This window comes from Bradyrhizobium sp. AUGA SZCCT0169 (genome assembly GCF_018130085.1).
Classification (GTDB): Bacteria; Pseudomonadota; Alphaproteobacteria; order Rhizobiales; family Xanthobacteraceae; genus Bradyrhizobium.
On record NZ_JAFCMC010000005.1, the window covers coordinates 167430 to 188540 of the forward strand.

At 62.6% G+C, this 21111-nt stretch carries 20 protein-coding genes; 16 read left to right on the forward strand and 4 right to left on the reverse strand.

From position 1 onward, the window contains the following. Positions 1 to 44: 44 nt before the first annotated feature. The 7 genes from JQ609_RS08250 (at position 45) to JQ609_RS08280 (ending at position 5729) form a co-directional block, all read left to right on the forward strand. Positions 45 to 857 (forward strand): biotin--[acetyl-CoA-carboxylase] ligase, encoded by an 813-nt coding sequence (locus JQ609_RS08250; RefSeq protein WP_212272948.1) that lies wholly within the window; start codon positions 45 to 47, stop codon positions 855 to 857. Next, the gene (locus tag JQ609_RS08255) at positions 857 to 2527 is read left to right on the forward strand and encodes a ribonuclease J (protein WP_212272950.1); all 1671 of its coding nucleotides are present in this window, start codon (positions 857 to 859) and stop codon (positions 2525 to 2527) included. Before JQ609_RS08250 ends, JQ609_RS08255 begins: the two co-directional genes overlap by 1 nt. 40 nt (positions 2528 to 2567) lie before the next feature. Then, the gene (gene mce, locus JQ609_RS08260) at positions 2568 to 2972 is read left to right on the forward strand and encodes a methylmalonyl-CoA epimerase (protein ID WP_192733440.1); all 405 of its coding nucleotides are present in this window, start codon (positions 2568 to 2570) and stop codon (positions 2970 to 2972) included. Between the two features lie 6 nt (positions 2973 to 2978). Next, on the forward strand, positions 2979 to 3254 hold the full coding sequence (locus JQ609_RS08265) for a DUF1467 family protein (protein WP_212272951.1): 276 nt from the start codon (positions 2979 to 2981) through the stop codon (positions 3252 to 3254). A 72-nt stretch (positions 3255 to 3326) separates the two neighbouring features. Beyond that, entirely contained in the window at positions 3327 to 3674 is a 348-nt protein-coding gene (locus JQ609_RS08270; protein WP_212208100.1) for a hypothetical protein, read from the forward strand. 39 nt (positions 3675 to 3713) lie between these two features. Then, positions 3714 to 5024, forward strand: coding sequence for an S-methyl-5-thioribose kinase (mtnK, locus tag JQ609_RS08275; protein ID WP_212272953.1), 1311 nt, complete (start codon positions 3714 to 3716; stop codon positions 5022 to 5024). A 333-nt stretch (positions 5025 to 5357) separates the two neighbouring features. After that, a complete protein-coding gene (locus tag JQ609_RS08280; RefSeq protein ID WP_212272955.1) occupies positions 5358 to 5729 on the forward strand; it encodes a hypothetical protein in 372 nt (123 codons plus the stop codon). Positions 5730 to 6125: 396 nt separating this feature from the next. Here the strand turns inward: JQ609_RS08280 and JQ609_RS08285 are convergent, their stop codons facing one another. From JQ609_RS08285 to JQ609_RS08300, 4 genes are all read right to left on the reverse strand, one after another. Further along, positions 6126 to 7157: an ABC transporter permease gene (locus tag JQ609_RS08285; protein WP_212272957.1), complete on the reverse strand. Its 1032-nt coding sequence runs from the start codon at positions 7155 to 7157 to the stop codon at positions 6126 to 6128. A 12-nt stretch (positions 7158 to 7169) separates the two neighbouring features. Then, positions 7170 to 8672 carry a sugar ABC transporter ATP-binding protein gene (locus tag JQ609_RS08290; RefSeq protein WP_212272959.1) on the reverse strand — a complete coding sequence of 501 codons (1503 nt, stop codon included), beginning with the start codon at positions 8670 to 8672 and terminating at the stop codon, positions 7170 to 7172. A gap of 6 nt (positions 8673 to 8678) precedes the next feature. Further along, positions 8679 to 9698, reverse strand: a complete 1020-nt coding sequence (locus tag JQ609_RS08295) for a sugar ABC transporter substrate-binding protein (RefSeq protein ID WP_212272961.1) — start codon at positions 9696 to 9698, stop codon at positions 8679 to 8681. 156 nt (positions 9699 to 9854) lie between these two features. Further along, positions 9855 to 10259: a globin gene (locus JQ609_RS08300; RefSeq protein WP_212272963.1), complete on the reverse strand. Its 405-nt coding sequence runs from the start codon at positions 10257 to 10259 to the stop codon at positions 9855 to 9857. A 502-nt stretch (positions 10260 to 10761) separates the two neighbouring features. Here JQ609_RS08300 and JQ609_RS08305 point away from each other — a divergent pair. The 9 genes from JQ609_RS08305 (at position 10762) to JQ609_RS08345 (ending at position 21110) form a co-directional block, all read left to right on the forward strand. Then, positions 10762 to 11136: a DUF2946 domain-containing protein gene (locus JQ609_RS08305; RefSeq protein WP_212272964.1), complete on the forward strand. Its 375-nt coding sequence runs from the start codon at positions 10762 to 10764 to the stop codon at positions 11134 to 11136. Positions 11137 to 11229: 93 nt separating this feature from the next. Further along, positions 11230 to 13425: a TonB-dependent receptor gene (locus JQ609_RS08310; protein ID WP_212272966.1), complete on the forward strand. Its 2196-nt coding sequence runs from the start codon at positions 11230 to 11232 to the stop codon at positions 13423 to 13425. A gap of 92 nt (positions 13426 to 13517) precedes the next feature. Next, a complete protein-coding gene (locus JQ609_RS08315; protein WP_212272968.1) occupies positions 13518 to 14021 on the forward strand; it encodes a copper chaperone PCu(A)C in 504 nt (167 codons plus the stop codon). A gap of 95 nt (positions 14022 to 14116) precedes the next feature. Beyond that, positions 14117 to 14641, forward strand: a complete 525-nt coding sequence (locus tag JQ609_RS08320) for a YcnI family protein (RefSeq protein ID WP_212272970.1) — start codon at positions 14117 to 14119, stop codon at positions 14639 to 14641. Between the two features lie 5 nt (positions 14642 to 14646). Continuing rightward, positions 14647 to 16212, forward strand: coding sequence for a CopD family protein (locus JQ609_RS08325; RefSeq protein ID WP_212272971.1), 1566 nt, complete (start codon positions 14647 to 14649; stop codon positions 16210 to 16212). 6 nt (positions 16213 to 16218) lie between these two features. Next, positions 16219 to 16476 carry a hypothetical protein gene (locus tag JQ609_RS08330; RefSeq protein WP_212272973.1) on the forward strand — a complete coding sequence of 86 codons (258 nt, stop codon included), beginning with the start codon at positions 16219 to 16221 and terminating at the stop codon, positions 16474 to 16476. 656 nt (positions 16477 to 17132) lie between these two features. After that, positions 17133 to 18455, forward strand: coding sequence for a proline--tRNA ligase (proS, locus tag JQ609_RS08335; RefSeq protein ID WP_212272975.1), 1323 nt, complete (start codon positions 17133 to 17135; stop codon positions 18453 to 18455). A 94-nt stretch (positions 18456 to 18549) separates the two neighbouring features. Then, positions 18550 to 19830 (forward strand): lipoprotein-releasing ABC transporter permease subunit, encoded by a 1281-nt coding sequence (locus JQ609_RS08340; protein ID WP_212001436.1) that lies wholly within the window; start codon positions 18550 to 18552, stop codon positions 19828 to 19830. Beyond that, a complete protein-coding gene (locus JQ609_RS08345; RefSeq protein WP_212208087.1) occupies positions 19830 to 21110 on the forward strand; it encodes a lipoprotein-releasing ABC transporter permease subunit in 1281 nt (426 codons plus the stop codon). The genes JQ609_RS08340 and JQ609_RS08345 overlap by 1 nt, the downstream gene beginning before the upstream one ends. Position 21111: the final 1 nt, after the last annotated feature.

The following is a 21111-nucleotide window of genomic DNA, read 5'->3' on the forward strand; positions in this document are numbered from 1 at the left end:
AGTGGAAACCGGTTTTCGGAGAAGATCATGCGCAGAAATTTGAAATGACCTTCGCGCTCGGTCCCCGGGCTATATCGGCGGGTTACCGTCTCGCCGCCTTTGACCAGGTCGGTTCGACCAACACCGAGGCCATGGCGCACGCCCGCGAGGGCGAGCGCGGCTCGATGTGGTTTGCCACCACGGAACAGACGGCCGGAAAGGGACGGCGCCAGCGCGCCTGGATCGCGCCGCGCGGCAACCTCGCCAGCAGCGTTCTCGAAGTCATCGACGTCCCGCCCGCGACCGCCGCGACATTGGGCTTTGCCGCCGGGCTCGCGATTGCAAGCGCCCTGCAGCAGGTGAGCATCGAAGCCAATCTGCGAAGGGCCGGCTCTGACCCGTTGAAATTCCAGCTGAAATGGCCGAACGACGTGCTCGTTGAGAAGCAGAAGCTGGTCGGTATTTCACTCGAAGCCGAAGCTGTCGCCGGCAACCGGCTGGCTGTCGTGGTCGGGATCGGTACCAATGTGGTCGCAGCCCCCACGGGCACGCCGACGCCGGCCATTTCGCTGGCGGCGCTGGGTGTCCATGACGGCGCCGAGGAGCTGTTCGCCGTGCTGTCGGACGCCTGGGTCGAGTTCCGCGGTATCTGGGACAATGGTCGCGGCTTTGCCGAAATCCGCCGGCTGTGGCTGGCGCGCGCTGCCGGCCTCGGCGAGCCGGTCGCCATCCAGACCGGAACTGCGACTATCGCAGGCACGTTCGACACGATAGATGAAAGCGGCTGCCTGATCGTCCGGACCGCAGAAGGCAAACACCTCCCGATCGCCGCGGGCGAGGTTTATTTTGGCTCGGCGGCCTCCGTGGGAGCTGCCTGATGGCTAGACCAGATGAACTGACCTTTGCGCCGCTCGGCGGCGTCGGGGAGATCGGCATGAACCTGTCGATCTACGGGCTCGGCAACCGCCACGAGCGGTCCTGGCTTGCGGTCGATCTCGGCGTCTCCTTTGGCGACGAGGAGCATCTGCCGGGCATCGACCTGATCATGCCCGACATCCGCTTCCTGGAGAAGGAACGCAAGAACCTGATGGGGCTGGTGCTGACGCACGCCCATGAGGACCATTTCGGGGCCATCATCGACCTCTGGCCGAAGCTGCAGTGCAAGATCTACGCGACCAAGTTCAGCGCGGCCCTGTTCGAGGCCAAACTGGCGGCCGAGCGTAATCCGCCGAAAATCCCGGTCACGGTGGTGCCTTCAGGGGGACGTGTCCATCTCGGCCCGTTCAACGTCGAATTCATCCCGGTTGCGCATTCGATTCCGGAATCGCACGCGCTGGCGATCCACACTTCGGTCGGCACCGTGCTGCACACCGGCGACTGGAAGATCGATCCGACGCCCATCATCGGCCTGCCGACCGACGAGCGGCGCCTGCGCGAACTGGGCGACGAGGGCGTGCTGGCGCTGGTCGGCGATTCCACCAATGCGGTGCGGGACGGGCGCTCGCCTTCGGAAACCGAGGTCGCCGCCACCATTACGAAATTGGTAAAGGCCGCCAAGGGCCGGGTCGCCGTCACCACCTTCGCCTCCAACGTCGCGCGCCTGAAGGCGGTCGCGGACGCCGCCAAGGCCGCCGACCGCGAAGTGGTCGTGGTCGGCCGCGCCATGGAACGGGTGGTGCAGGTCGCGCGTGAAACCGGTTATCTCGACGGCGTCCAGAGTTTCCGCGGCGCTGATCTCTACGGCCATTTCCCGCCGGACAAGGTGCTGGCGCTGTGCACGGGAAGCCAGGGCGAGCCGCGCGCGGCGCTGGCGCGCATCGCCAATGACGACCATCCGCAGGTGACCCTGAACAAGGGCGACTGCGTGATCTTCTCCTCGCGCACCATTCCCGGCAACGAGAAGGCGGTCGGCAGCATCATCAACGGCCTGGTCACGCAGGGCATCGAGGTCATCACCGACCGCACCGATCTGGTCCATGTCTCCGGCCATCCGCGCCGCGACGAGCTCCGAGACATGATCTCCTGGGTGCGTCCGCAGCTCTTGATCCCCGTGCATGGCGAAGCCCTGCATCTGGCGGAGCATGCCAAGCTGGCGCGCACGGCCGGCGTCCCGAAAGTGTTGATTTGCCGCAACGGCGACCTGGTCAAGCTCGGCCCCGGCGACCCCGGCATCATCGACCAACTGCCTTCGGGCCGTATTTACAAGGACGGCACCATCCTGGAGGATTCCAAGTCGCGCGCCGTGGTGGAGCGGCGGCGGATGGGATTTGCCGGCTGTGCCTTCGTGGCGATCGCGATGACCGACAAGGGCGAGCTGGCCGATGATCCCGAGGTCGATCTGGTCGGCATCCCCGAGAAGAATACGGCCGGCGAGCCCCTCGACGACATCGTGTTCGATGTGGTGGTATCGACGGTGGAAGGCCTGCCGCGGGCGCGGCGGCGCGATGCGGACGCGACAGCGGAATCGGTGCGCCGCGCGGTACGTGCCGTGCTGAACGAACATTGGGGCAAGAAGCCGATCTGCCTCGTGCATGTGCTGACGATCTAGCGCGTGTTCCGCGGAATTGGGTACTAGAGGAGGAGCAACGATGCTGGGCCGGCTCAATCATGTCGCGATCGCGGTCAAGGACGCCGAGAAGGCAGCCAGGATTTATGGCGGCGCATTCGGCGCCGAAATCTCTGGAGCGGTGCCGCTGCCGGAGCATGGCGTCATCACCGTGTTCGTGACGCTGCCCAACACCAAGATCGAGTTCATCCAGCCGCTCGGCGACGCCTCACCGATCGCCAAATTCGTCGAGCGCAACGCCGACGGTGGCATCCATCACATCTGCTACGACGTGCCCGATATCATTGCGGCGCGCGACAAGCTGATCAGCGAGGGGGCGCGCGTGCTCGGTGACGGCGTGCCGAAGATCGGCGCCCATGGCAAGCCGGTGTTGTTTTTCCATCCGAAGGATTTTTCCGGCGCGCTCGTCGAAATCGAACAGGCCTGAACCCTCATGGTCTACAACATCTCGACGATGTTCGCGATCTACTTCGTATTGTGGTGGGTCGTGCTGTTCGTGACGCTGCCGTTCGGCGTTCGCAGCCAGCACGAGGACGGCGAGGGCGCTCCCGGCACGGATCCCGGCGCGCCGGTCCTGGCGCGGATGGGCCGCAAGCTGATCTGGACCACGATCATATCGGCGGTCATTTTTGCGATCGCGATGTGGGCCTATTATCAGGGATTCCTTAATATCGAGCGGCTGGCCAAGCTGATGGGGACGCCGTTCTAGGAGCAATTTGAGTACCTCAATGCATACAGGCGGCGCGGCGAGGCCAAGCGTTAGCGTGCCGGGAGAACAAGAATGAGTTTCCAACGCATCATGATCGCGCTGGTGATCCTGCTCGCCGCCGGCCTTGGCGGGTCGTTCTACATGAACTGGAAGACGCTGAACCAGCTTCGAACGGTGAAAGCCTTCGTCGAGCAGGCGGTCTTTCCCGACGCCGTCGTGGCCTGCGAGAAAGCACAGAGCTCGACGCCGTTCAAATGGACCGGCGGCAAACAGACCGCGGCGATCGGCCTGAATGCGGTCAAGCTCAACAAGGACACGATCATCGCGAGCTACACGCTGGTCGCCGACAGCGTCTACTGCGACTACGATCCGATCAAGAAAAAGGCTGACATCGGTTCCAACTTCCTCGAGCGGGACTGAAGCCGAACTTCACGCGCCAGCAACCGGAGGCGACGACCGATGACCGCACAAGGGCGAGTGTTGGATATCCCCCGGCCGGACCAATACCGAATTCTGCGGGAAGCCGATCTGCGCGACTACCTTGCGCAGCTTCCCACGATCGCAAGCCAGCTTGGCGGTGTGCCGGCAGCGTGGTCGATCAGCGAGGTCGGCGACGGCAACCTCAACCTCGTCTTCATCGTGCGCGGCGGGGCTGGCAGCATCGCCGTCAAGCAGGCGCTGCCCTATGTGCGGCTGGTCGGCGAGAGCTGGCCGCTGCCGCTGTCGCGCTCGCACTACGAACATCTGGCGCTCACCCATCAGGCCCGGCTGGCGCCCGCCCTGGTGCCGGCGGTGCTCCACCACGATGCGGCGCTTGCCCTGATCGCGATGGAGTTTCTCGAGCCGCATATCATCATGCGCAAGGGGCTGGTGGCCGGAACCAGCTATCCGCGGTTCGTCGAAGACATCACGAATTTTCTGGCGCGAACGCTGTTCTTCAGCTCCGATCTTGCGGTCCCCGCCGCGGAGAAGAAGGAGGGCATTGCCGCCTTTGCCGGCAATCATGCGCTGTGCAAGATCACCGAGGATCTGATCTTCACCGATCCCTACCGCGTCGCCGAACAGAACCGCTGGACACAGCCCTGGCTGGATGCGACCGCGGCGCGCTTTCGCGGCGACCTCGATCTTCATGTCGCGATCTCCAGGCTCAAGCTGAAGTTCATGGCCTCGCCGGAAGCGCTGATTCACGGCGACCTCCATACCGGCTCGATCATGGTGACCGAGCGCGAGACGAAGGTGATCGATCCCGAATTCGCGTTCTATGGGCCGATGGGGTTCGATATCGGCGCGGTGATCGCAAATCTCCTCATGGGCTATCTGGCCTCCAGCGGCCACGAAACGTCGCCTGGCGATAGGCGCGCCTTCGAAGCGTGGCTGCTGCAGACGGTCGAGGGCGTATGGGCGGAATTTGCGCGAAAATTCGTCGGGTTGTGGCGCACCGAAGCGAAGGGCGATGCCTATCCGGCATCGCTGTTTGCCGGCGCGGATGGTGCTGTTCGCCTCGAGGCCGAACGGCAGGCCTACATGGCGCGATTGTTCGGCGACACCGTCGGGTTTGCCGCGGCAAAGATCATCCGCCGCATCCTCGGTCTCGCGCACAATATCGACTTCGAGCTGATCGAGGAGCCGAAGCTTCGCGCCGTCTGCGAAGCGCGAAGCCTGCGCCTGGCGCGGGCGATGATGGTGGAGCCGACGTCGTTTGCTTCCATCGGTGCGGTCACAGGGGCGGCGCGGGAAATGCGCGAGTGGCAGCCGGATTTTGGAGGGTGAGGGTTAGCGGCTGGCCAGACGTGATCTACTTCCGCTTTCGGCGGAATGCGGACTTAGCCTGAAGTTCGCGGCGCGCTGTCAAAGTCACGCGATTGACCCGAAGCGGACATGATGGATTTTTTACTCGTCTAGGTTTTTGATCCAAGCGGTATGTAGCAAGCTGCAAGAAACTGGAGCTTAACAATGCTATCAAGGAGAGCATTATTACCGTTGCTCACCCTCGTTTTTCTCCTGAACTCCCTTGAATGTTCCCCGGCCAAAGCGAATCAGAGTTTGTCGGTGCTCGTTGGACCGATATGCATCTGGGTGTTCGAACTTTCCGGGAGTCCGAATGTGCAAACGCGCAACGATCTCGCGGAACGCGTCGCTAGCGCCGTACAAGGCAAGGTCCAAGAAGCAGGAAGCGCAACACAGAGCAAGTACACGAGGAAGGTCTGGGCTGCCATGGACTGTATCAAAGCGAATCAACCGGGATTTGATCGGCAGTTAACGATGCAGCTCACAGTCAAGCGTCAGACTACTTTCGTTGACGGTGCCAATCAAAACGTGGTTGTGGCGAGCGGAACTTCTCCGGACGGCCTGTTTCAAGACCGCGAAGTACAGCCGGAAATCATTATCCAAAGCGGTGCGATCGCTGACGATGCTGTATCGGATGCCCTCGTAAAATTCATGGATCGCACCGTCGTTGCAAGGTTGCGGCACTGAATGCGGCGACGAGGGCGTCCCCCTAGACCGACGGGCATGGCCGCTTTTGGCACTTAACGGGCATACGGCGACCGCAAAGCGATGTCGCCTTCTGACCCTTAAGAGAAATCCGCCGAACGACTAAAGTCGAGGGCCATGAGTGCTTCATCGTAATATTTATCGCCATACTTTGAGGCTTTTGTCTCCACACCGAATTCTAAAAAAACTACGCTTTCATAGAGCCTTCGGGCAGGTCGGTTTTCTCTGACGACGCTCAACTGGATGGTCTTCGTCTGCTCTCGGCACTAAGGGGACATCACGATCCGTTCCGACGACGTCGGGTCATCGACGCAATGCGACCACTGGCAATTGTCCGCCCGCGGCAGATTTATGGGTTCACGGCCTAGAAGGCCGCGCCTATTCGACAGCTCTCTCCCGCAGCTTCTGCGCATAGACGTTGATCACCAGCGCCGCGAGCAGGATCAGGCCGCGGATCAGGATCTTCAGAAAACTGTCGATGTTGACGTGGTCGAGGCCGTTGTTGAGGACGCCGAGCACGAACAGGCCGACGACGGTGTTGCCGATGCCGCCGCGGCCGCCGAACAGGCTGGTGCCGCCGACCACGACGGCGGCGATTGAATCGAGCAGGTAGGTGTCGAACTCGTTCTGCTGCGCGCTGCCGAAATGGGCGACGCCGAGCATGCCGCCGATCCCCGAGCAGACCGCCGCGATCACCATCACGCTGCCGAGGATGAGCTTGACGTTGAGCCCGGAATATTCCGCCGCCTCGCGGTTGCCGCCGACCATGTAGACGTAGCGGCCGAAGCGCGTGTAGGTCAGCACCAGATGGCCGCCGAGCAGCATCAGCGCGGCCACGATCACGATGCATGGGATGCCGCCGACCGATCCCGATCCGAGCGTCGTGATCACGTCGGGCACCTTGTAGGCGATCTGGCCGCGCACCAAGAGCGCGGAAATGCCGGCGGCGATCTGCATCATCGCCAAGGTCATGATGAAGGAGGGGATGCCGATCACCGTGAGCCCGAACGCATTGACGACGCCGAGTAGGGCGCAGAGCGCAAGCGCCAGCATGACCGCGGCCCAGCCGGGCATTGGGACGTTGGCGATGTTCACGTAGGATTCCTGCAGGGTGAAATAGGCGACCGCGATGCCGGTGACGTTGGCGATGCTGGCGATCGACAGGTCAATCTCGGCGCACAGGATCACGAAGGTGAGGCCGACGGCGATGATGCCGGTCACCGAAACCTGGGTCAGGATATTGCCGAAATTGTCCAGCGTCGCAAACGACGGACTGGCGGCGGCAAAGAAGCCGGTCAGGCAGATCAGCGTCAGGAATGGCGCGATGTTGCGCATCTGGGAGCGCAGGAACCTGCCGACGCTGCGCGGCCGCTTGCGATCCGCCGGGACTGTCGCGCCTTCACTTGCCATTCAATTTTCTCCTCAAGCCGCTTGCAGCAGGCGGTCCTTGCTGACCATCTCATGAGCGAATTCGCGCACCACCGCGCCGCGCTTGAGGACGATGATGCGGTCGGCCAGCGACAGCACCGTCTCCGGTTCGGTCGAAAGCACGATCACGGCCAGTCCCTTGGCGCGCAGTTCCCTGATGATGTTGATGACGTCGTTCTTAGCGCCGACGTCCATGCCCCGCGTCGGTTCGCACAGCACGAGCAGGCGCGGTGGATAGCTCAGCCATTTCGCCAGCGCCACCTTCTGCTGGTTGCCGCCGGACAGCATGCCGAGTTCGAGGTCGACGGCCGCGGGCCTGATCTGCAATTGCTCGACCTGACGGGTGGCGATCGACCGCTCGCGTGCCGGCTTGAGCAGCAGCGCCGAAATCCGACCCAGCACGCTGATCGAGATGTTCTTGTAGACCGGCTCCTGGTGGAACAGCATGGCGCGGCGGCTTTCGGGAACGAAGGCGACGCCGGCGCGCCGCGCCGCCGCCGTGCTGGCGAAGGACTTGGGTTCGCCGCCCACGATCAGCGTGCCGCGGTCGGGCTTGATCTTGCCGAACAGGATCCGCGCCAGCTCGAGCTGCCCGCAGCCCATGAAGCCGTAGATGCCCAAAACTTCACCGCCGCGGGCCTCGAACGAAACGTCCTGCAGGCTGCGGGCGAGCGTGAGTTCGTCCGCCTTCAGCACCGCCGGACGATCGGTCGGCGGCGGCAGCATGATGTCGTCGGTATAGGTCTCGCCCAGCGCCTCGCTGCCCTTGCCGATCATGGCCTCGATCAGCGCGGCCTTGCTGGTCGCGGCGGATTCCGTCTCGGCGACTTTCCGTCCGTTGCGGAACACCGTCACGGTGTCAGAGACGCGCAAAATGTCCTCGATGAAATGAGAGATGAAGACGATGGCGCAACCCTCGTCGCGCAGCCGCCGCAGCGTCGCAAACAGCCGCTCGACCTCGGGCGGCGAGAGGGCGGAGGTCGGCTCGTCGAGAATGACGATGCGGGCGCCCGAGAACAGGACGCGGGCGATCTCGATCAGCTGCTGCATGCCGATCGGCAGATCGCCGAGCCGCGACATTGGATCGACGTCGATGCCGAATTTGGCGAGTTGCTCGCCGGCCTCGCGCGCCATGCGCCGCCACTGCACGAGGCCGAAGCGGTTGGTTGGCTGGGTGCCGAGAAAGACATTTTCGGCCACCGACAGATCAGGAGCCACGCTCAGCTCCTGATGGACCATGGCGATGCCGGCGGCATGCGCGTCGCGGGTCGAACGGAAACGGGTGTCCTTCCCGTCGAGTATAAAGCGGCCGGAGAACTCCGCATGCACGCCGGCGATGATCTTCATCAGCGTGCTTTTTCCCGCGCCGTTTTCGCCGACGAGACCGTGGATCTCGCCGGCGAACAACGCAAAATCAACACCCCGAAGCGCCTCGACGCCGCCGAAGGCTTTGGTGATGCCTCGCAGTTCGAGGATGGGTGCGCGTTGCGGCGTCATCAGACTTCAGATCAGGAAATGATTCTCCATCCACTGCATGCCCGCCGCGTTGGCCTTGGTCACGACCGGGCCGTCCGTTATCACGTGCTTCGGAATACCCTGACCGCTCTTCTCGCCCCCGGTCACCGCGGCGACGCCGGCGACGATGGCGCCGCCATGGATACGGCACGAGGGATTGCGGACGGTTGCGAACATCCGGCCTTCGCTGACCGCCTGGATCGCCGGCGGCATGGCGTCGACCCCGCCGATCAGGATGTTGGTGCGGTTGCGCGCCTTCATGATGTTGTAGGCGGCGAGCGCCATGTCGTCATTGTGGAAGAAAGCGGCATCGATCTGCGGGTATTTTGTCAGATAGGTCTCCCACAGGCGCGCCGTCTTTGACACGTCCCAATCCGCCGGCTGGGTGTCGAGCACCTCGATATTCGGGAATTGCTTCACGACGGAGGTAAAACCCTTGGCGCGGCCTTGCGCGCCGGTGTGGCCGAGGGCGCCCTGGGTCATGATGATCTTGCCCTTGCCGCCCATGGCGTTGCAGAGCGCCTGCGTCACCGAAGCGCCCATGAATTCATTGTCGGGGGCGAGGAAGGAGTGGACGTTGATCTGGTCGAGCGGCGCGATCAGCGTGTCCATGTCGATGACCGGGGTGCCGGCGCTGATCATCTTCTGCACCGGCTGGGTCAGGGTGCCTATGCCGAACGCCTGGATGGCGACGAAATCCCATTTCTGCGACGCCATGTTGTCGATCGCGGCGCGCTGCTTGACGGCGTCGAGCTGGCCGTCGAACCAGGTGACCTCGACGTTGAACAGCTTGCCCCACCATTCCGCGGCCTGCTTGCCCTGCGCGCACCAGGTGGCCTGCAGGCCGGCGTTGGAGAACGCGGCCTTCAGCGGTTTTTCGGAACGTGCGGCCTGCGCGAGCGCGGGGCTTAACCCCAAACCGCCGAACAGCGCGGTCGCTGCGCCGGCGAACGCCGCCGACTGAAGAAGGTCACGCCTGGTCGTAGAGGATTTGTCCGTCCCTGACATTGCTTGCTCCCTCGCTTTCATTTTTATGACCGAGGGCGTTACACGCACCGCGGATGCCCGCAGTGTCTCACACTCGCCGCGCACGCGCCACCCGTTCGCTGATCACGTCATTGCTGAGGGTGCAGAATCAACTAAGCAAGTCGAGCGGGAGTCGTTTTAGCTTGTGCGCTGCAAGACCAGCTGCTCGATCTCGTCGAGCAATTTCCGCCATGCAGCATCGATCTCAGGCGACCAGTCCTGATCGAGGATTTCGCGCAGGGTCTCGGCGATCACACCGAAGAATGCGATGAACAGGTCGCGCGGCGTGCCGTAGGCGTCGTGCGAGGAAATCTCGCACTCGATCATGCGGAAATGGCCGGTGCGGGGACCTGCGAAATCCAGGATCGCATCGATCGTCAGCGCCAGCATCGAGCCCTTGACGAGTTCGCTGCCCTCGGTCCGGAACATCGTGTGTGTTTCGGGATGTTCGCTGTGCAGGCGCGCATACACCAATGGCGTCAGGTCCGCGCAGCGGCTGGCTGCGATCTCAAAGCTTCGCAGAATCGGATTGGACGCGATCATGAGGGCGTACGCGGTTCGAAGATTCTTCGAACGACTTTAAAGAGGGCGATCATCGAAAAAAAAGAGCAGGGCACGGAGCCCTGCTCAAAAATTGTGTCGACCCTTTTACCTCGAAAATTTGGGTTTGATCTTGATTGACGAGGCGACGCTGCTTGTGCGCGTCAGGGCTCCTCCCGAGACTTGGACCACCAGACTTCAACCTTTCGGCCAGCCTGAGCCAGCACGTGTAGACTATCTTTTTCCCCTTGTCACCATTTTCAGCAACGATTGTTCAAAATTCTATCAATCTGCGAAATGATTGGAATTTCACCACTATTCCTTGTGGCGGAGGGGCAGTACCCGCGGCGGGTCACGGGCGCGGAGGGCCGGAATCGCCGCCTCAATCGGCTGGAACGCATCTGAAACGCCGGGTTATTTGCGCAACACAAGCGGATAAACCGCAAAACCCGATCTCGACTTCGAACGCTCCCGGTGATTAGTTCTTGTTCCGGATGGGTTTGCGATGCGCGCGCGGCTGAAAAATTTCCTACCCATAGTCCTGATCGCCCTGATGGTGCAGATTTTCGCACCGATCGGCGCGTGCTGGGCGGCGAGCATCGCGGCCTCCGATCCGATCGCCGCGGCCGTGATCTGTCACGGCAATGCAGATGGCAGCACAGGGCAGAGCGACCAGACCGGGCATCGCGCGCACGATGGCTGCTGTTCGGTCTGCAGCGTGCTTCACACCGGTGCGCCGGTCGACGCGCCGCAAACCACCAACGCCATCGTCATCGAACGCCAGCACGCGCGCGTGGTCTGGGTCGAATTCACAACGGACCGCTTCGGTTCCCGCGCCGGCTCGCACGCGCAAGCGCGCGCGCCTCCGTCAATTTCCTGACCTTTCGAACATCCGAACGATCGGTGCGGCCTCGGCTGCGCTGAGCGCTGCCGTTCAATAAGCCGGCTCCAGGGCCGGTGTCAGGATTATCACATGTTTCGCTATCACTTGCCCGCGGGCGCGCTTGCTTGCGCTGCCGTCTTTGCATCCGTTCCGGCGGGTGCTCAAACCAATACGCAAAGTTCGCTTCCGCCCGTCACCGTGGATGCCCCAACGCCGCAGCGGGCAGTTTCAGTCCGTGCCCCGCAGCGCAGTGCAGCGCGCACGGCGCGTGCGTCTCGCGTCCGAAATCCGTCCCCGGTTGCGCCGCCGGCTGCAAGCGAACCGGCGAGGGGACCGGCGCTGACGGTCCTTACGGTGCAACAGGCGATCCGCGATATTCAGCAGACCCCGGGCGGCGTGGCGCTCGTTCCGGCCGAGGCCTACCGGAATTCGACCGTCGCCAATACGATCAAGGATGTTCTCGATTACGTCCCCGGCGTCTTCGCGCAGCCCAAATGGGGTGACGATACCAGGCTCTCGATCCGTGGTTCCGGTCTGTCGCGCAACTTCCATCTGCGCGGCGTCCAGCTCTACATGGACGGGATCCCGATCAACACCGCTGACGGCTATGGCGATTTCCAGGAGATCGATCCGACCGCCTACAAATATGTCGAAGTGTTCAAAGGCGGAAACGCCTTGCGGTTTGGCGCGAATTCCCTGGGCGGGGCCATCAATTTCGTCACGCCCAGCGGGCGCGACCCGTTCGTGAACGGCGTCAGTGTCGATGGCGGTGCTTTCGGGTTTCGCCGGCTGCAGGCCAACGCGGGCGGCGCCAACGGGCCCTGGGATGGTTTCGTGGCCGCATCGACCCAGGCTGCGGACGGCTTTCGCGATCACAGCAACGGCAGTGCAACGCGCGTCAGCGGCAATGTCGGCTACCAGTTCTCGCCCGATTTCGAGACTCGGTTTTATGTGAACGCCAATCAGGTCCGGCAGCGCATCCCCGGCACGGTTACCAAGCAGTCGGCGCTCACGTCTCCCGAGACGGCTGCGCCCAACAACATCCTGATGGACCAGCAGCGCAACATCGATACGGTGCGGCTGGCGAACAAGACCACCATCCGGTTCGAGGACACGATCGTTGATTTCGGCGTGTTCGGCGTCGACCGCCATTTGATGCATCCGATCTTCCAATGGCTGGACTATCGCTACAAGGATTACGGCGGCTTTGCCCGCGTCACCGACGATCGCAACATCGGCGGCTACCGCAACGTTCTCGTGGCCGGCGTCAATGTCATCAACGGCAGCATCGACAACCAGCAATTTGCCAATATCGCCGGACAGAAGGGAGCGCTGCTGTCCTCGTCGGTCGACAAATCCCAGAACACCTCGGTCTATATCCAGGACTCGTTTTACTTCCTGCCGAACGTCGCGGCCGTCGCCGGTACGCAGTTCCTGTACGCCACGCGCGATCGTCGCGACCGTTTCTTAAACGATGGAGATCAGTCGGGCCGGACGGAATTCAATCTGTGGAGCCCCAAAGCCGGCCTGCTGTGGGACATCGATCCGACCTGGCAGGCCTACGCCAACATCTCGCGCAGCGCCGAAGTGCCGAGCTTCGGCGAAAGCGCGAATGTACCGGGCGTCGCGGTCATCCCATTCACCAGCATCCGGCCGCAACGCGCGACCACCTATGAAATCGGCACCCGCGGGCGGCGTCCAGATTTGACCTGGGAACTGACCGGCTATCGCGCCGACATCAAGGACGAACTGCTGTGCCTCTACAGCGCGTTTGGCAATTGTAACGTGACCAACGCCAATCGGACCTACCATCAGGGAATTGAAGCCGGCTTGGGCGCAGCTGTCGTCAAGGGGCTGTTCGTCCCGGGCAGCGCGCCAGACAAGGTCTGGGTGAACCTTGCCTACACTTTCAACGATTTCCGCTTCGACAACGATCCCGTCTTCGGAAACAACCAGTTGCCCGGCGCGCCGCGTCATTACCTGCGGGCCGAACTGCTCTACAAGCATCCGACGGGATTCTATGTTGGCCCCAACGTCGAGTGGGTGCCGGAATCCTACTATGTTGATAGCGCCAATACCCTGAACACGTCGGCCTATGCGATCGTCGGGTTGAAGGCGGGCGTCGACAATGGCGGCACCTATTCGATGTATATCGAGGCGCGGAACATCGCCAACAAGGCTTACATCAGTTCGGCCAGCATCATCGACAGGGCCAATCCGAACCTGCCGTTATTCGAGCCCGGCACTGGCCGTGCCGTGTACGCGGGCGTAAAAGCGCGGTGGTGATTGATTGCGACTCCCGGCGCGCACCTTGCGCCGGGGGGATTCGAGACGCCGTTTGCGGGCGCGAGCCGCAAAAGAAAACCAAGGAAAATCCGATGAATTCTTTCTCTCGTACCGTTGCCTGCGTCGCTTTCGTGGCCGCGCTATTCACCGCTCCCTTGCACGCCCAAGAGGCCAAGGTTGGCGATCTCGTGATCACGCAAGCCTGGAGCCGCGCCACACCGGGCGGTGCCAAGATCGCGGGTGGATACCTCACCATCGAGAACAAGGGGCAGGCGCCGGATCGGCTGATCAAGGGCGCGGCCGATATCTCCGGCAAGATCGAGGTCCACGAGATGGCGATGAACAATGGCGTGATGACGATGCGCTCGCTCGACAAGGGGCTCGCCATCGAACCCGGCAAGACCGTAAAACTCGCGCCCGGCGGCTATCATCTGATGCTGATGGATCTCAAGCGCCCGCTCAAGCAGGGCGACAAGGTGCCGGTAACGCTCGAGTTCGAAAAGGCGGGCAAGGTGACGCTGTCGCTCGACGTGCAGGGCGTCGGCGCCCAGGCGCCCGCGCATGATCATTCGGGTCATTCCGGCATGAAGAAGTAATGGCGATGGAAAGCGTTCGCCGTTTAGAGCCAGGCTGCTCGCGCCTGATGCGGCGGGCGTCCGATTCAATCCAGCATGAACATCTGAGGCCAAAAATGTCGAAGCTAGGTCTACTAGTCGCCGTCGCAGCCCTCTGCGCCGCGTCTTCCGCCAACGCGCACGTTACGCTGGAGAAGCGCGAGGCGGCCGTCGGCAGTTATTACAAGGCGGTATTCGCCGTGCCACATGGTTGCGCGGGATCGGCCACCGTCAAAATCCGGGTGCAAATCCCCGAAGGCGTGATCAGCGTCAAGCCGATGCCGAAGGCCGGCTGGACTCTCGAGACGACAAAGGGAAAATACGCCGCCGAATACGAATATCACGGCAGCAAATTCTCCGAAGGCGTCAAGGAAGTGTCCTGGAGCGGGGGCAAACTTGCCGACGACAATTACGACGAATTCGTCATGGCAACCTTCCTCACCGGCGGCCTGAAGCCGAACACGACGCTGTATTTTCCGGTGGTGCAGGAATGCGAGAAGGGGGTTAGCCGCTGGATCGATATTCCGAAGGCCGGGGCCGGGTCGCATAGTCATGACGGCTCGTCACCGGCACCGGGCCTCAAGCTGATTTCGAGGCCGTAAATTCGATGTTACGCGCCATCGCAGCCGTCGCGGCACTGCTGGTGGCGCTCTGTCTTGCAACGGAAGCGTTTGCGCATGCGTCGCTGGTGGCTGCCGAACCTGCCGATGGCAGCGTCGTGGCCGAGGCGCCAAAGACCGTGCAATTGCAGTTCAACGAAAGCGTCACACCCGCTGTCGTCAACCTGATCGATGCCGCGGGCAAGACACGCGCTGTCACCGTTCGTGCCGTCGACCAATCCGTCGTGATCGTGTTGCCTGACGATCTGCCGCGCGGGACGCAGGTCGTCAGCTATCGCGTGGTTTCCCAGGACGGGCATCCCGTCGCGGGATCGCTGGTGTTTTCGATCGGCGTTGTGACGGCCAGTGCTGCCAAGTCGAATGGCGGCCCGGTTGCGATCCTGATCTGGCTGGCCCGCATCGGGGTTTATGTCGGCTTGTTCGCAGGCGTCGGCGGCGCGTTCTTTGCTGCATGGATCGGGCGGGGCACCGGCGGTGCGCGGGTGATCACGGGCGCGCTTGCCGTCGGTGTCGCGAGCGCCGTCGCCTCGCTTGGCCTGCAGGGTCTCGACTTGCTCGATCGTCCGCTCGGCGGGCTGGCGACAGCAGCGCCATGGACCAGCGCGCTCGGAACCAGCCTCGGGCCGTCGCTGCTGATTGCGATCGCGTCGATGGTCATCGCCTGGTTTGCGTGGCGCAGCCCGACCGGGATGACCGCCCGGGTATTGACTGTTCTTGCGCTGGCAGGCGCCGGGCTGTCGCTGGCAACGAGCGGGCACGCCGCAACGGCGTCTCCGAAATCGCTGACGGCGCCGGCGATGTTCATCCATGGCGTTGCCATCGCCTTTTGGGTCGGCGCACTCGCGCCCCTTGCGGTGCTGGCGCGCCAATCAACGGCCGCGATGGTGCCGGTGCTGCAACGGTTCTCGCGCCTGGCTGTGCCGGTCGTCGGTTTTCTGGTGTTGAGCGGACTGGGTCTGGCAATCGTCCAGCTTGAGAGTTTTCGTGCGCTGATCGACACCCGCTACGGCATTATCCTGCTGGTCAAATTGATACTGGTCACGGTCCTGCTTGGGCTAGCCGCGCTGAACCGGTACCGCCTGACACCAGCCGTGGCGGCCGATCCGCAGAAAGGGCGGTCATTGATCGGCTCGATCCTGATCGAATGCGTCGTGGTGGTGGGTATTCTCGCCGTCGTCGCTGGCTGGCGTTTCACGCCGCCGCCGCGTGTGCTGGCGGCCGCCGCGCAGGCGCCGCTGGCGATCCATATCCACACCGAGACGGCGATGGCTCAGGTGTCGATTTCGCCGGGCAAAGTGGGTTCGGATGATTTTGTCCTGCAATTGCTGACCGGCGACTTCGGTGCATTATCGGCCAAGGAGGCGACGCTGACGCTGAGCCTGCCGGAGCGCGGCATCGAACCATTCGGGCGTGAGGCGACGCGCGGGCCGGATGGGTCCTGGCACGTGCGCGGCGTGCCGTTGCCGCTCGCCGGCCGCTGGCACATGCGGATCGACGCGCTGGTAACCGATTTCGAGAAAATCACGCTGGAAGGCGACTTCGACGTGCGGTGACGGAGTATGCTGCGTCGCCTCGCCCGCAAGTGCAATCTCGCCGCCAGCATGCGACAAAACAACCCGACGGGCAAATCAGTTCCGGTTTTCGGAAATCATGTCAAGTCCAAAAATTCCGAAAATCAAAAATATTTCTCTTTCCTTCGACCCCAAATCACCGGTTCATTCTTGGCCATCCCGTCCCACTCAGAGGGCGTCGGCCGTCGTCACGACGAGGGGCGGGTTGCGGTGGACGTAACAGTTGCGATTGACGGTCGCGGCTGATGCGTACGGCGAAAGCGTGTGGTCCTGGCGCCCGTAACGGCGTCAAGTCTTTCGGGAGCCAACGCTTCCGAGGGGCGACGGTGGCAATAGAGGCCGTCTCACCGGGGAGAGCGCGTCATAAGCCGTAAAGCCATTGCGCAGGGAATGTCGGATGTTCTCCGCTGCCCTGTATGCTCGTGTGCAGCCTACTTAGCACAATCGCACACGAGACCGCGGGTGCAGCGCGCATCCGGCATTCCCTGCGCCCTCTGAATTTCGGGGGCGAAAGTAACCTGCAAACCTCGGGCGCAAGGCGCCGCGAGAATGCGAAACTATATCCGCGTGTCGTCCCGGCGAAGGCCGGGACCCATAACCACAGGGAGAAGTTTTGCGAACGGTCTTTATTACCGAGGCTTCACCGAGAGATCACGCGGTATGGGTCCCGGCCTTCGCCAGGACGACAGAATCGTACGGGAGACGCACCATTCCCGTCATTGCCTGCGGAGACCGACCCGGACCTGATCGCGCCGCAATTATGCGGTCAAGATCGGTGATCAAAACGGCCGGAAATCCGCGCATCTTGCGGCTTTTTAAGGTGTTCCGGCCTTGTATTTTCGTAGCCGATCCGGTTTCACTGCCATTCTTCCTTTCGTCCCCCTGATTCCCTGAGTTGACCCATGCGATTGTCGCGGTTTTTTCTGCCCATCCTGAAAGAGAATCCGAAAGAGGCGGAGATCGTCTCGCACCGCCTGATGCTGCGTGCCGGCATGATGCGGCAGGAAGCGGCGGGCATTTACGCCTGGCTGCCGCTGGGTTTTCGGGTGTTGAAGAAGATCGAGCAGATCGTCCGCGAGGAGCAGGACCGCGCCGGCGCCCTGGAACTGCTGATGCCGACGCTGCAGCTTGCCGACCTCTGGCGCGAGAGCGGCCGCTACGACGCCTATGGTCCGGAAATGCTGCGCATCAGCGACCGCCACAAGCGCGAATTGCTGTACGGGCCGACCAACGAGGAAATGATCACCGAGATTTTCCGCGCCTACGTCAAATCCTACAAGAGCCTGCCGCTCAATCTCTACCACATCCAGTGGAAGTTCCGCGACGAGCAGCGTCCGCGTTTCGGCGTAATGCGCGGCCGCGAATTCCTGATGAAGGATGCCTATTCGTTCGACATCGACGAGGCCGCGGCGCGGCGCTCCTATAACCGGATGTTCGTCGCGTACCTGCGCACCTTCGCGCGGATGGGGGTGAAGGCGATCCCGATGCGCGCGGAGACCGGCCCGATCGGCGGCGATCTCAGCCACGAATTCATCGTGCTGGCCGAGACCGGCGAGTCCGGCGTCTATTGCGACAGCGACGTGCTCAATCTGCCGATCCCGGGCGACGACGTCGATTATGACGGCGATCTGACCCCGATCATCAAGCAATGGACCTCGGTCTATGCCGCGACCGAGGACGTGCACGATGCCGCGCGCTTCGACAGCGAAGTGCCTGCCGACAAGAAGGTGCACACCAGGGGCATCGAGGTCGGCCAGATATTCTACTTCGGCACCAAATATTCCGACGCCATGAAGGCGATGGTCGCGGGCGCCGACGGCGTCGACGTGCCGATCCATGGCGGCTCCTACGGCGTCGGCGTGTCGCGCCTGGTCGGCGCCATCATCGAGGCCTGCCATGACGATGCCGGCATCAAATGGCCCGAGGCGGTGGCTCCGTTCACCGCCGTGATCCTGAACCTGAAGCAGGGCTCCAGCGATACCGATGCCGCCTGCGAGGCGCTGTATCGCGAGCTCGAGGCCAAGGGCGTCGATGTCCTCTATGACGACACCGATCAGCGCGCAGGGGCGAAGTTTGCCGCCGCCGACCTGATCGGCATCCCCTGGCAGATTCTGGTCGGCCCCAAGGGCCTCGCCGAGGGCAAGCTCGAGATCAAGCGGCGCAGCGACGGCTCGCGCGAGAATCTCAGCCCGGCCGAAGCGGTCGCCAGGATAGTTGGACGATAAGCGGTCGATCGCGGGATAAAGATTATCCACGGGGGGCGGGTATTCTTGGCCATTCCCGGCCACATTTGGCCCCGAATCATGGGATTATCGAAAGATGGATGAGACCATGAACGAGACAGTCCGAACCCCGCCGTTTTCGCAGTTCGAATGGCTGTTGTCGGGACGTTACCTGCGGGCGCGTCGCAAGGAAGGTTTTATTTCCGTCATCGCCGGTTTTTCGTTCCTCGGCATCATGCTCGGCGTTGCGACGCTGATCATCGTGATGGCCGTGATGAACGGCTTTCGCAAGGAACTGCTGGACAAGATCCTCGGCCTCAACGGACATCTCTTGATTCAGCCGCTGGAATCGCCGCTGACCGACTGGAAGGATGTCGCCGAGCGTATCAACCAGGTTCAGGGCATCCGGCTGGCCGCGCCTGTCGTGGACGGCCAGGCGCTGGCGTCTTCCTACTTCAACGCCTCGGGCGTGCTGGTGCGGGGCATACGTTCCGCGGACCTGACCAACCTCACCTCGGTCGCCAAGAACATCAAGCAGGGCACGCTGGAAGGTTTTGACGAGGGGCAGGGCGTTGCCATTGGGCGTCGGCTCGCCGATACGCTGTCATTGCATGCCGGCGACAGCATCACCCTGGTTGCCCCGAAGGGCGCCGTGACCCCGATGGGCACCACACCGCGCATCAAGGCCTACAAGGTCGCCGCGGTGTTCGAGATCGGCATGTCGGAATATGATTCGAGCTTCGTGTTCATGCCGCTGCCGGAGTCGCAGGCCTATTTCAACCGCAAGGACGACGTCACCGCGATCGAGGTTTTCACCTCCAATCCGGACAGGATCGACGCTTTCCGCAAACTGGTGACGGAAGCGGCCGGGCGGCCGGTGTTCCTGGTCGACTGGCGGCAGCGCAACTCGACCTTCTTCAACGCGCTGCAGGTCGAACGTAACGTGATGTTCCTGATCCTGACCATGATCGTGCTGGTCGCAGCGCTCAACATCGTGTCCGGCCTGATCATGCTGGTCAAGGACAAGGGCCAGGACATTGCGATCCTGCGCACCATGGGCGCTTCGCAGGGCTCGATCATGCGGATATTCCTGATCACGGGCGCTGCGATCGGCGTGGTCGGCACGCTGACCGGCTTTTTCGTCGGCATGCTGGTCTGCCTGAACATCGAATCGATCCGGCAATTCCTGTCGTGGATGACCAATACCGAGCTGTTCTCGCCGGAGCTCTACTTCCTGTCCAAGCTGCCCGCCGAGATCGATTTCGGCGAGACCACCGCGGTGGTGATCATGGCGCTGACGCTGTCGTTCCTGGCCACGCTTTATCCGTCCTGGCGCGCCGCGCGCCTCGATCCCGTCGACGCACTCCGGTACGAGTGATGGGTGAGACCATGAAGGAGACAGTTCGTACCCCGCCGTTTTCGCAGTTCGAATGGCTGTTGTCCGGGCGTTACCTGCGGGCGCGGCGCAAGGAAGGCTTCATTTCCGTCATCGCCGGTTTTTCGTTCCTCGGCATCATGCTCGGCGTTGCGACGCTGATCGTCGTGATGGCCGTGTTGAACGGCTTTCGCAAGGAACTGCTGGACAAGATCCTCGGCCTCAACGGGCATCTCTTGGTTCAACCTCTGGAATCGCCACTGACCGACTGGAAGGATGTCGCCGAGCGGATCAGCCTGATTCAGGGTGTCCGGCTGGCCGCGCCGGTGGTTGACGGTCAGGCGCTGGCGTCGTCGGCCTTCAACGCCTCGGGCGTGGTGGTGCGCGGCATGCGCGCCGCTGACCTGAACAACCTCACCTCGATCTCGGCGAACATCAAGCAGGGCACGTTGCAAGGCTTCGACGAGGGGCAGGGCGTCGCGATCGGTCGCCGGCTCGCCGATACGTTGTCGTTGCGTGCCGGCGACAGCATCACACTGGTTGCCCCGAGGGGGGCTGTGACCGCGACGGGCACCACGCCGCGCATCAAGCCCTACAAGGTCGCTGCCGTGTTCGAGATCGGCATGTCGGAATATGACTCAGGCTTCGTGTTCATGCCGCTGCTGGAATCGCAGGCCTATTTCAACCGCAAGGACGACGTCTCCGCGATCGAGGTGTTCACCTCCAATCCGGACAGGATCGACGCTTTCCGCAGGCTGGTGACGGAAGCGGCCGGGCGGCCGGTGTTCCTGGTCGACTGGCGGCAGCGCAACTCGACCTTCTTCAATGCGCTGCTGGTCCAACGCAACGTGACGTTCCTGATCTTGACCATGATCGTGCTGGTCGCGGCGCTCAATATCGTCTCTGGCCTGATCATGCTGGTCAAGGACAAGGGGCAGGACATTGCGATCCTGCGCACCATGGGCGCCTCGCGTGGCTCGATCATGCGGATATTCCTGATCACGGGGGCTGCGATCGGCGTGGTCGGCACGCTGACCGGCTTTTTCGTCGGAATGCTGATTTGTCTCAACATCGAATCGATCCAGATATTCCTGTCGTGGCTCACCAACACCGACATATTTCCGCGAGAGATCTATTTCCTCTCGAAGCTTCCGGCCGAGATCGCCTTCCGCGAGACCTCTGCCGTCGTGATCATGGCGCTGACGTTGTCGTTCCTGGCCACGCTCTATCCGTCCTGGCGCGCGGCGCGCCTCGATCCTGTGGACGCGCTCCGGTATGAGTGAG

What these genes read in the sequence shown, in the direction of transcription:
- JQ609_RS08285 (WP_212272957.1), bottom strand. Translation starts at nt 7,157, where the DNA reads ATGGCAAGTGAAGGCGCGACAGTCCCGGCGGATCGCAAGCGGCCGCGC.
- JQ609_RS08265 (WP_212272951.1), top strand. Translation starts at nt 2,979, where the DNA reads ATGGTCTACAACATCTCGACGATGTTCGCGATCTACTTCGTATTGTGG.
- JQ609_RS08305 (WP_212272964.1), top strand. Translation starts at nt 10,762, where the DNA reads ATGCGCGCGCGGCTGAAAAATTTCCTACCCATAGTCCTGATCGCCCTG.
- JQ609_RS08320 (WP_212272970.1), top strand. Translation starts at nt 14,117, where the DNA reads ATGTCGAAGCTAGGTCTACTAGTCGCCGTCGCAGCCCTCTGCGCCGCG.
- proS (WP_212272975.1), top strand. Translation starts at nt 17,133, where the DNA reads ATGCGATTGTCGCGGTTTTTTCTGCCCATCCTGAAAGAGAATCCGAAA.
- JQ609_RS08270 (WP_212208100.1), top strand. Translation starts at nt 3,327, where the DNA reads ATGAGTTTCCAACGCATCATGATCGCGCTGGTGATCCTGCTCGCCGCC.
- JQ609_RS08325 (WP_212272971.1), top strand. Translation starts at nt 14,647, where the DNA reads ATGTTACGCGCCATCGCAGCCGTCGCGGCACTGCTGGTGGCGCTCTGT.
- JQ609_RS08300 (WP_212272963.1), bottom strand. Translation starts at nt 10,259, where the DNA reads ATGATCGCGTCCAATCCGATTCTGCGAAGCTTTGAGATCGCAGCCAGC.
- JQ609_RS08290 (WP_212272959.1), bottom strand. Translation starts at nt 8,672, where the DNA reads ATGACGCCGCAACGCGCACCCATCCTCGAACTGCGAGGCATCACCAAA.
- JQ609_RS08255 (WP_212272950.1), top strand. Translation starts at nt 857, where the DNA reads ATGGCTAGACCAGATGAACTGACCTTTGCGCCGCTCGGCGGCGTCGGG.
- mtnK (WP_212272953.1), top strand. Translation starts at nt 3,714, where the DNA reads ATGACCGCACAAGGGCGAGTGTTGGATATCCCCCGGCCGGACCAATAC.
- JQ609_RS08250 (WP_212272948.1), top strand. Translation starts at nt 45, where the DNA reads ATGACCTTCGCGCTCGGTCCCCGGGCTATATCGGCGGGTTACCGTCTC.
- JQ609_RS08340 (WP_212001436.1), top strand. Translation starts at nt 18,550, where the DNA reads ATGGATGAGACCATGAACGAGACAGTCCGAACCCCGCCGTTTTCGCAG.
- mce (WP_192733440.1), top strand. Translation starts at nt 2,568, where the DNA reads ATGCTGGGCCGGCTCAATCATGTCGCGATCGCGGTCAAGGACGCCGAG.
- JQ609_RS08310 (WP_212272966.1), top strand. Translation starts at nt 11,230, where the DNA reads ATGTTTCGCTATCACTTGCCCGCGGGCGCGCTTGCTTGCGCTGCCGTC.
- JQ609_RS08295 (WP_212272961.1), bottom strand. Translation starts at nt 9,698, where the DNA reads ATGTCAGGGACGGACAAATCCTCTACGACCAGGCGTGACCTTCTTCAG.
- JQ609_RS08315 (WP_212272968.1), top strand. Translation starts at nt 13,518, where the DNA reads ATGAATTCTTTCTCTCGTACCGTTGCCTGCGTCGCTTTCGTGGCCGCG.
- JQ609_RS08330 (WP_212272973.1), top strand. Translation starts at nt 16,219, where the DNA reads ATGCTGCGTCGCCTCGCCCGCAAGTGCAATCTCGCCGCCAGCATGCGA.
- JQ609_RS08345 (WP_212208087.1), top strand. Translation starts at nt 19,830, where the DNA reads ATGGGTGAGACCATGAAGGAGACAGTTCGTACCCCGCCGTTTTCGCAG.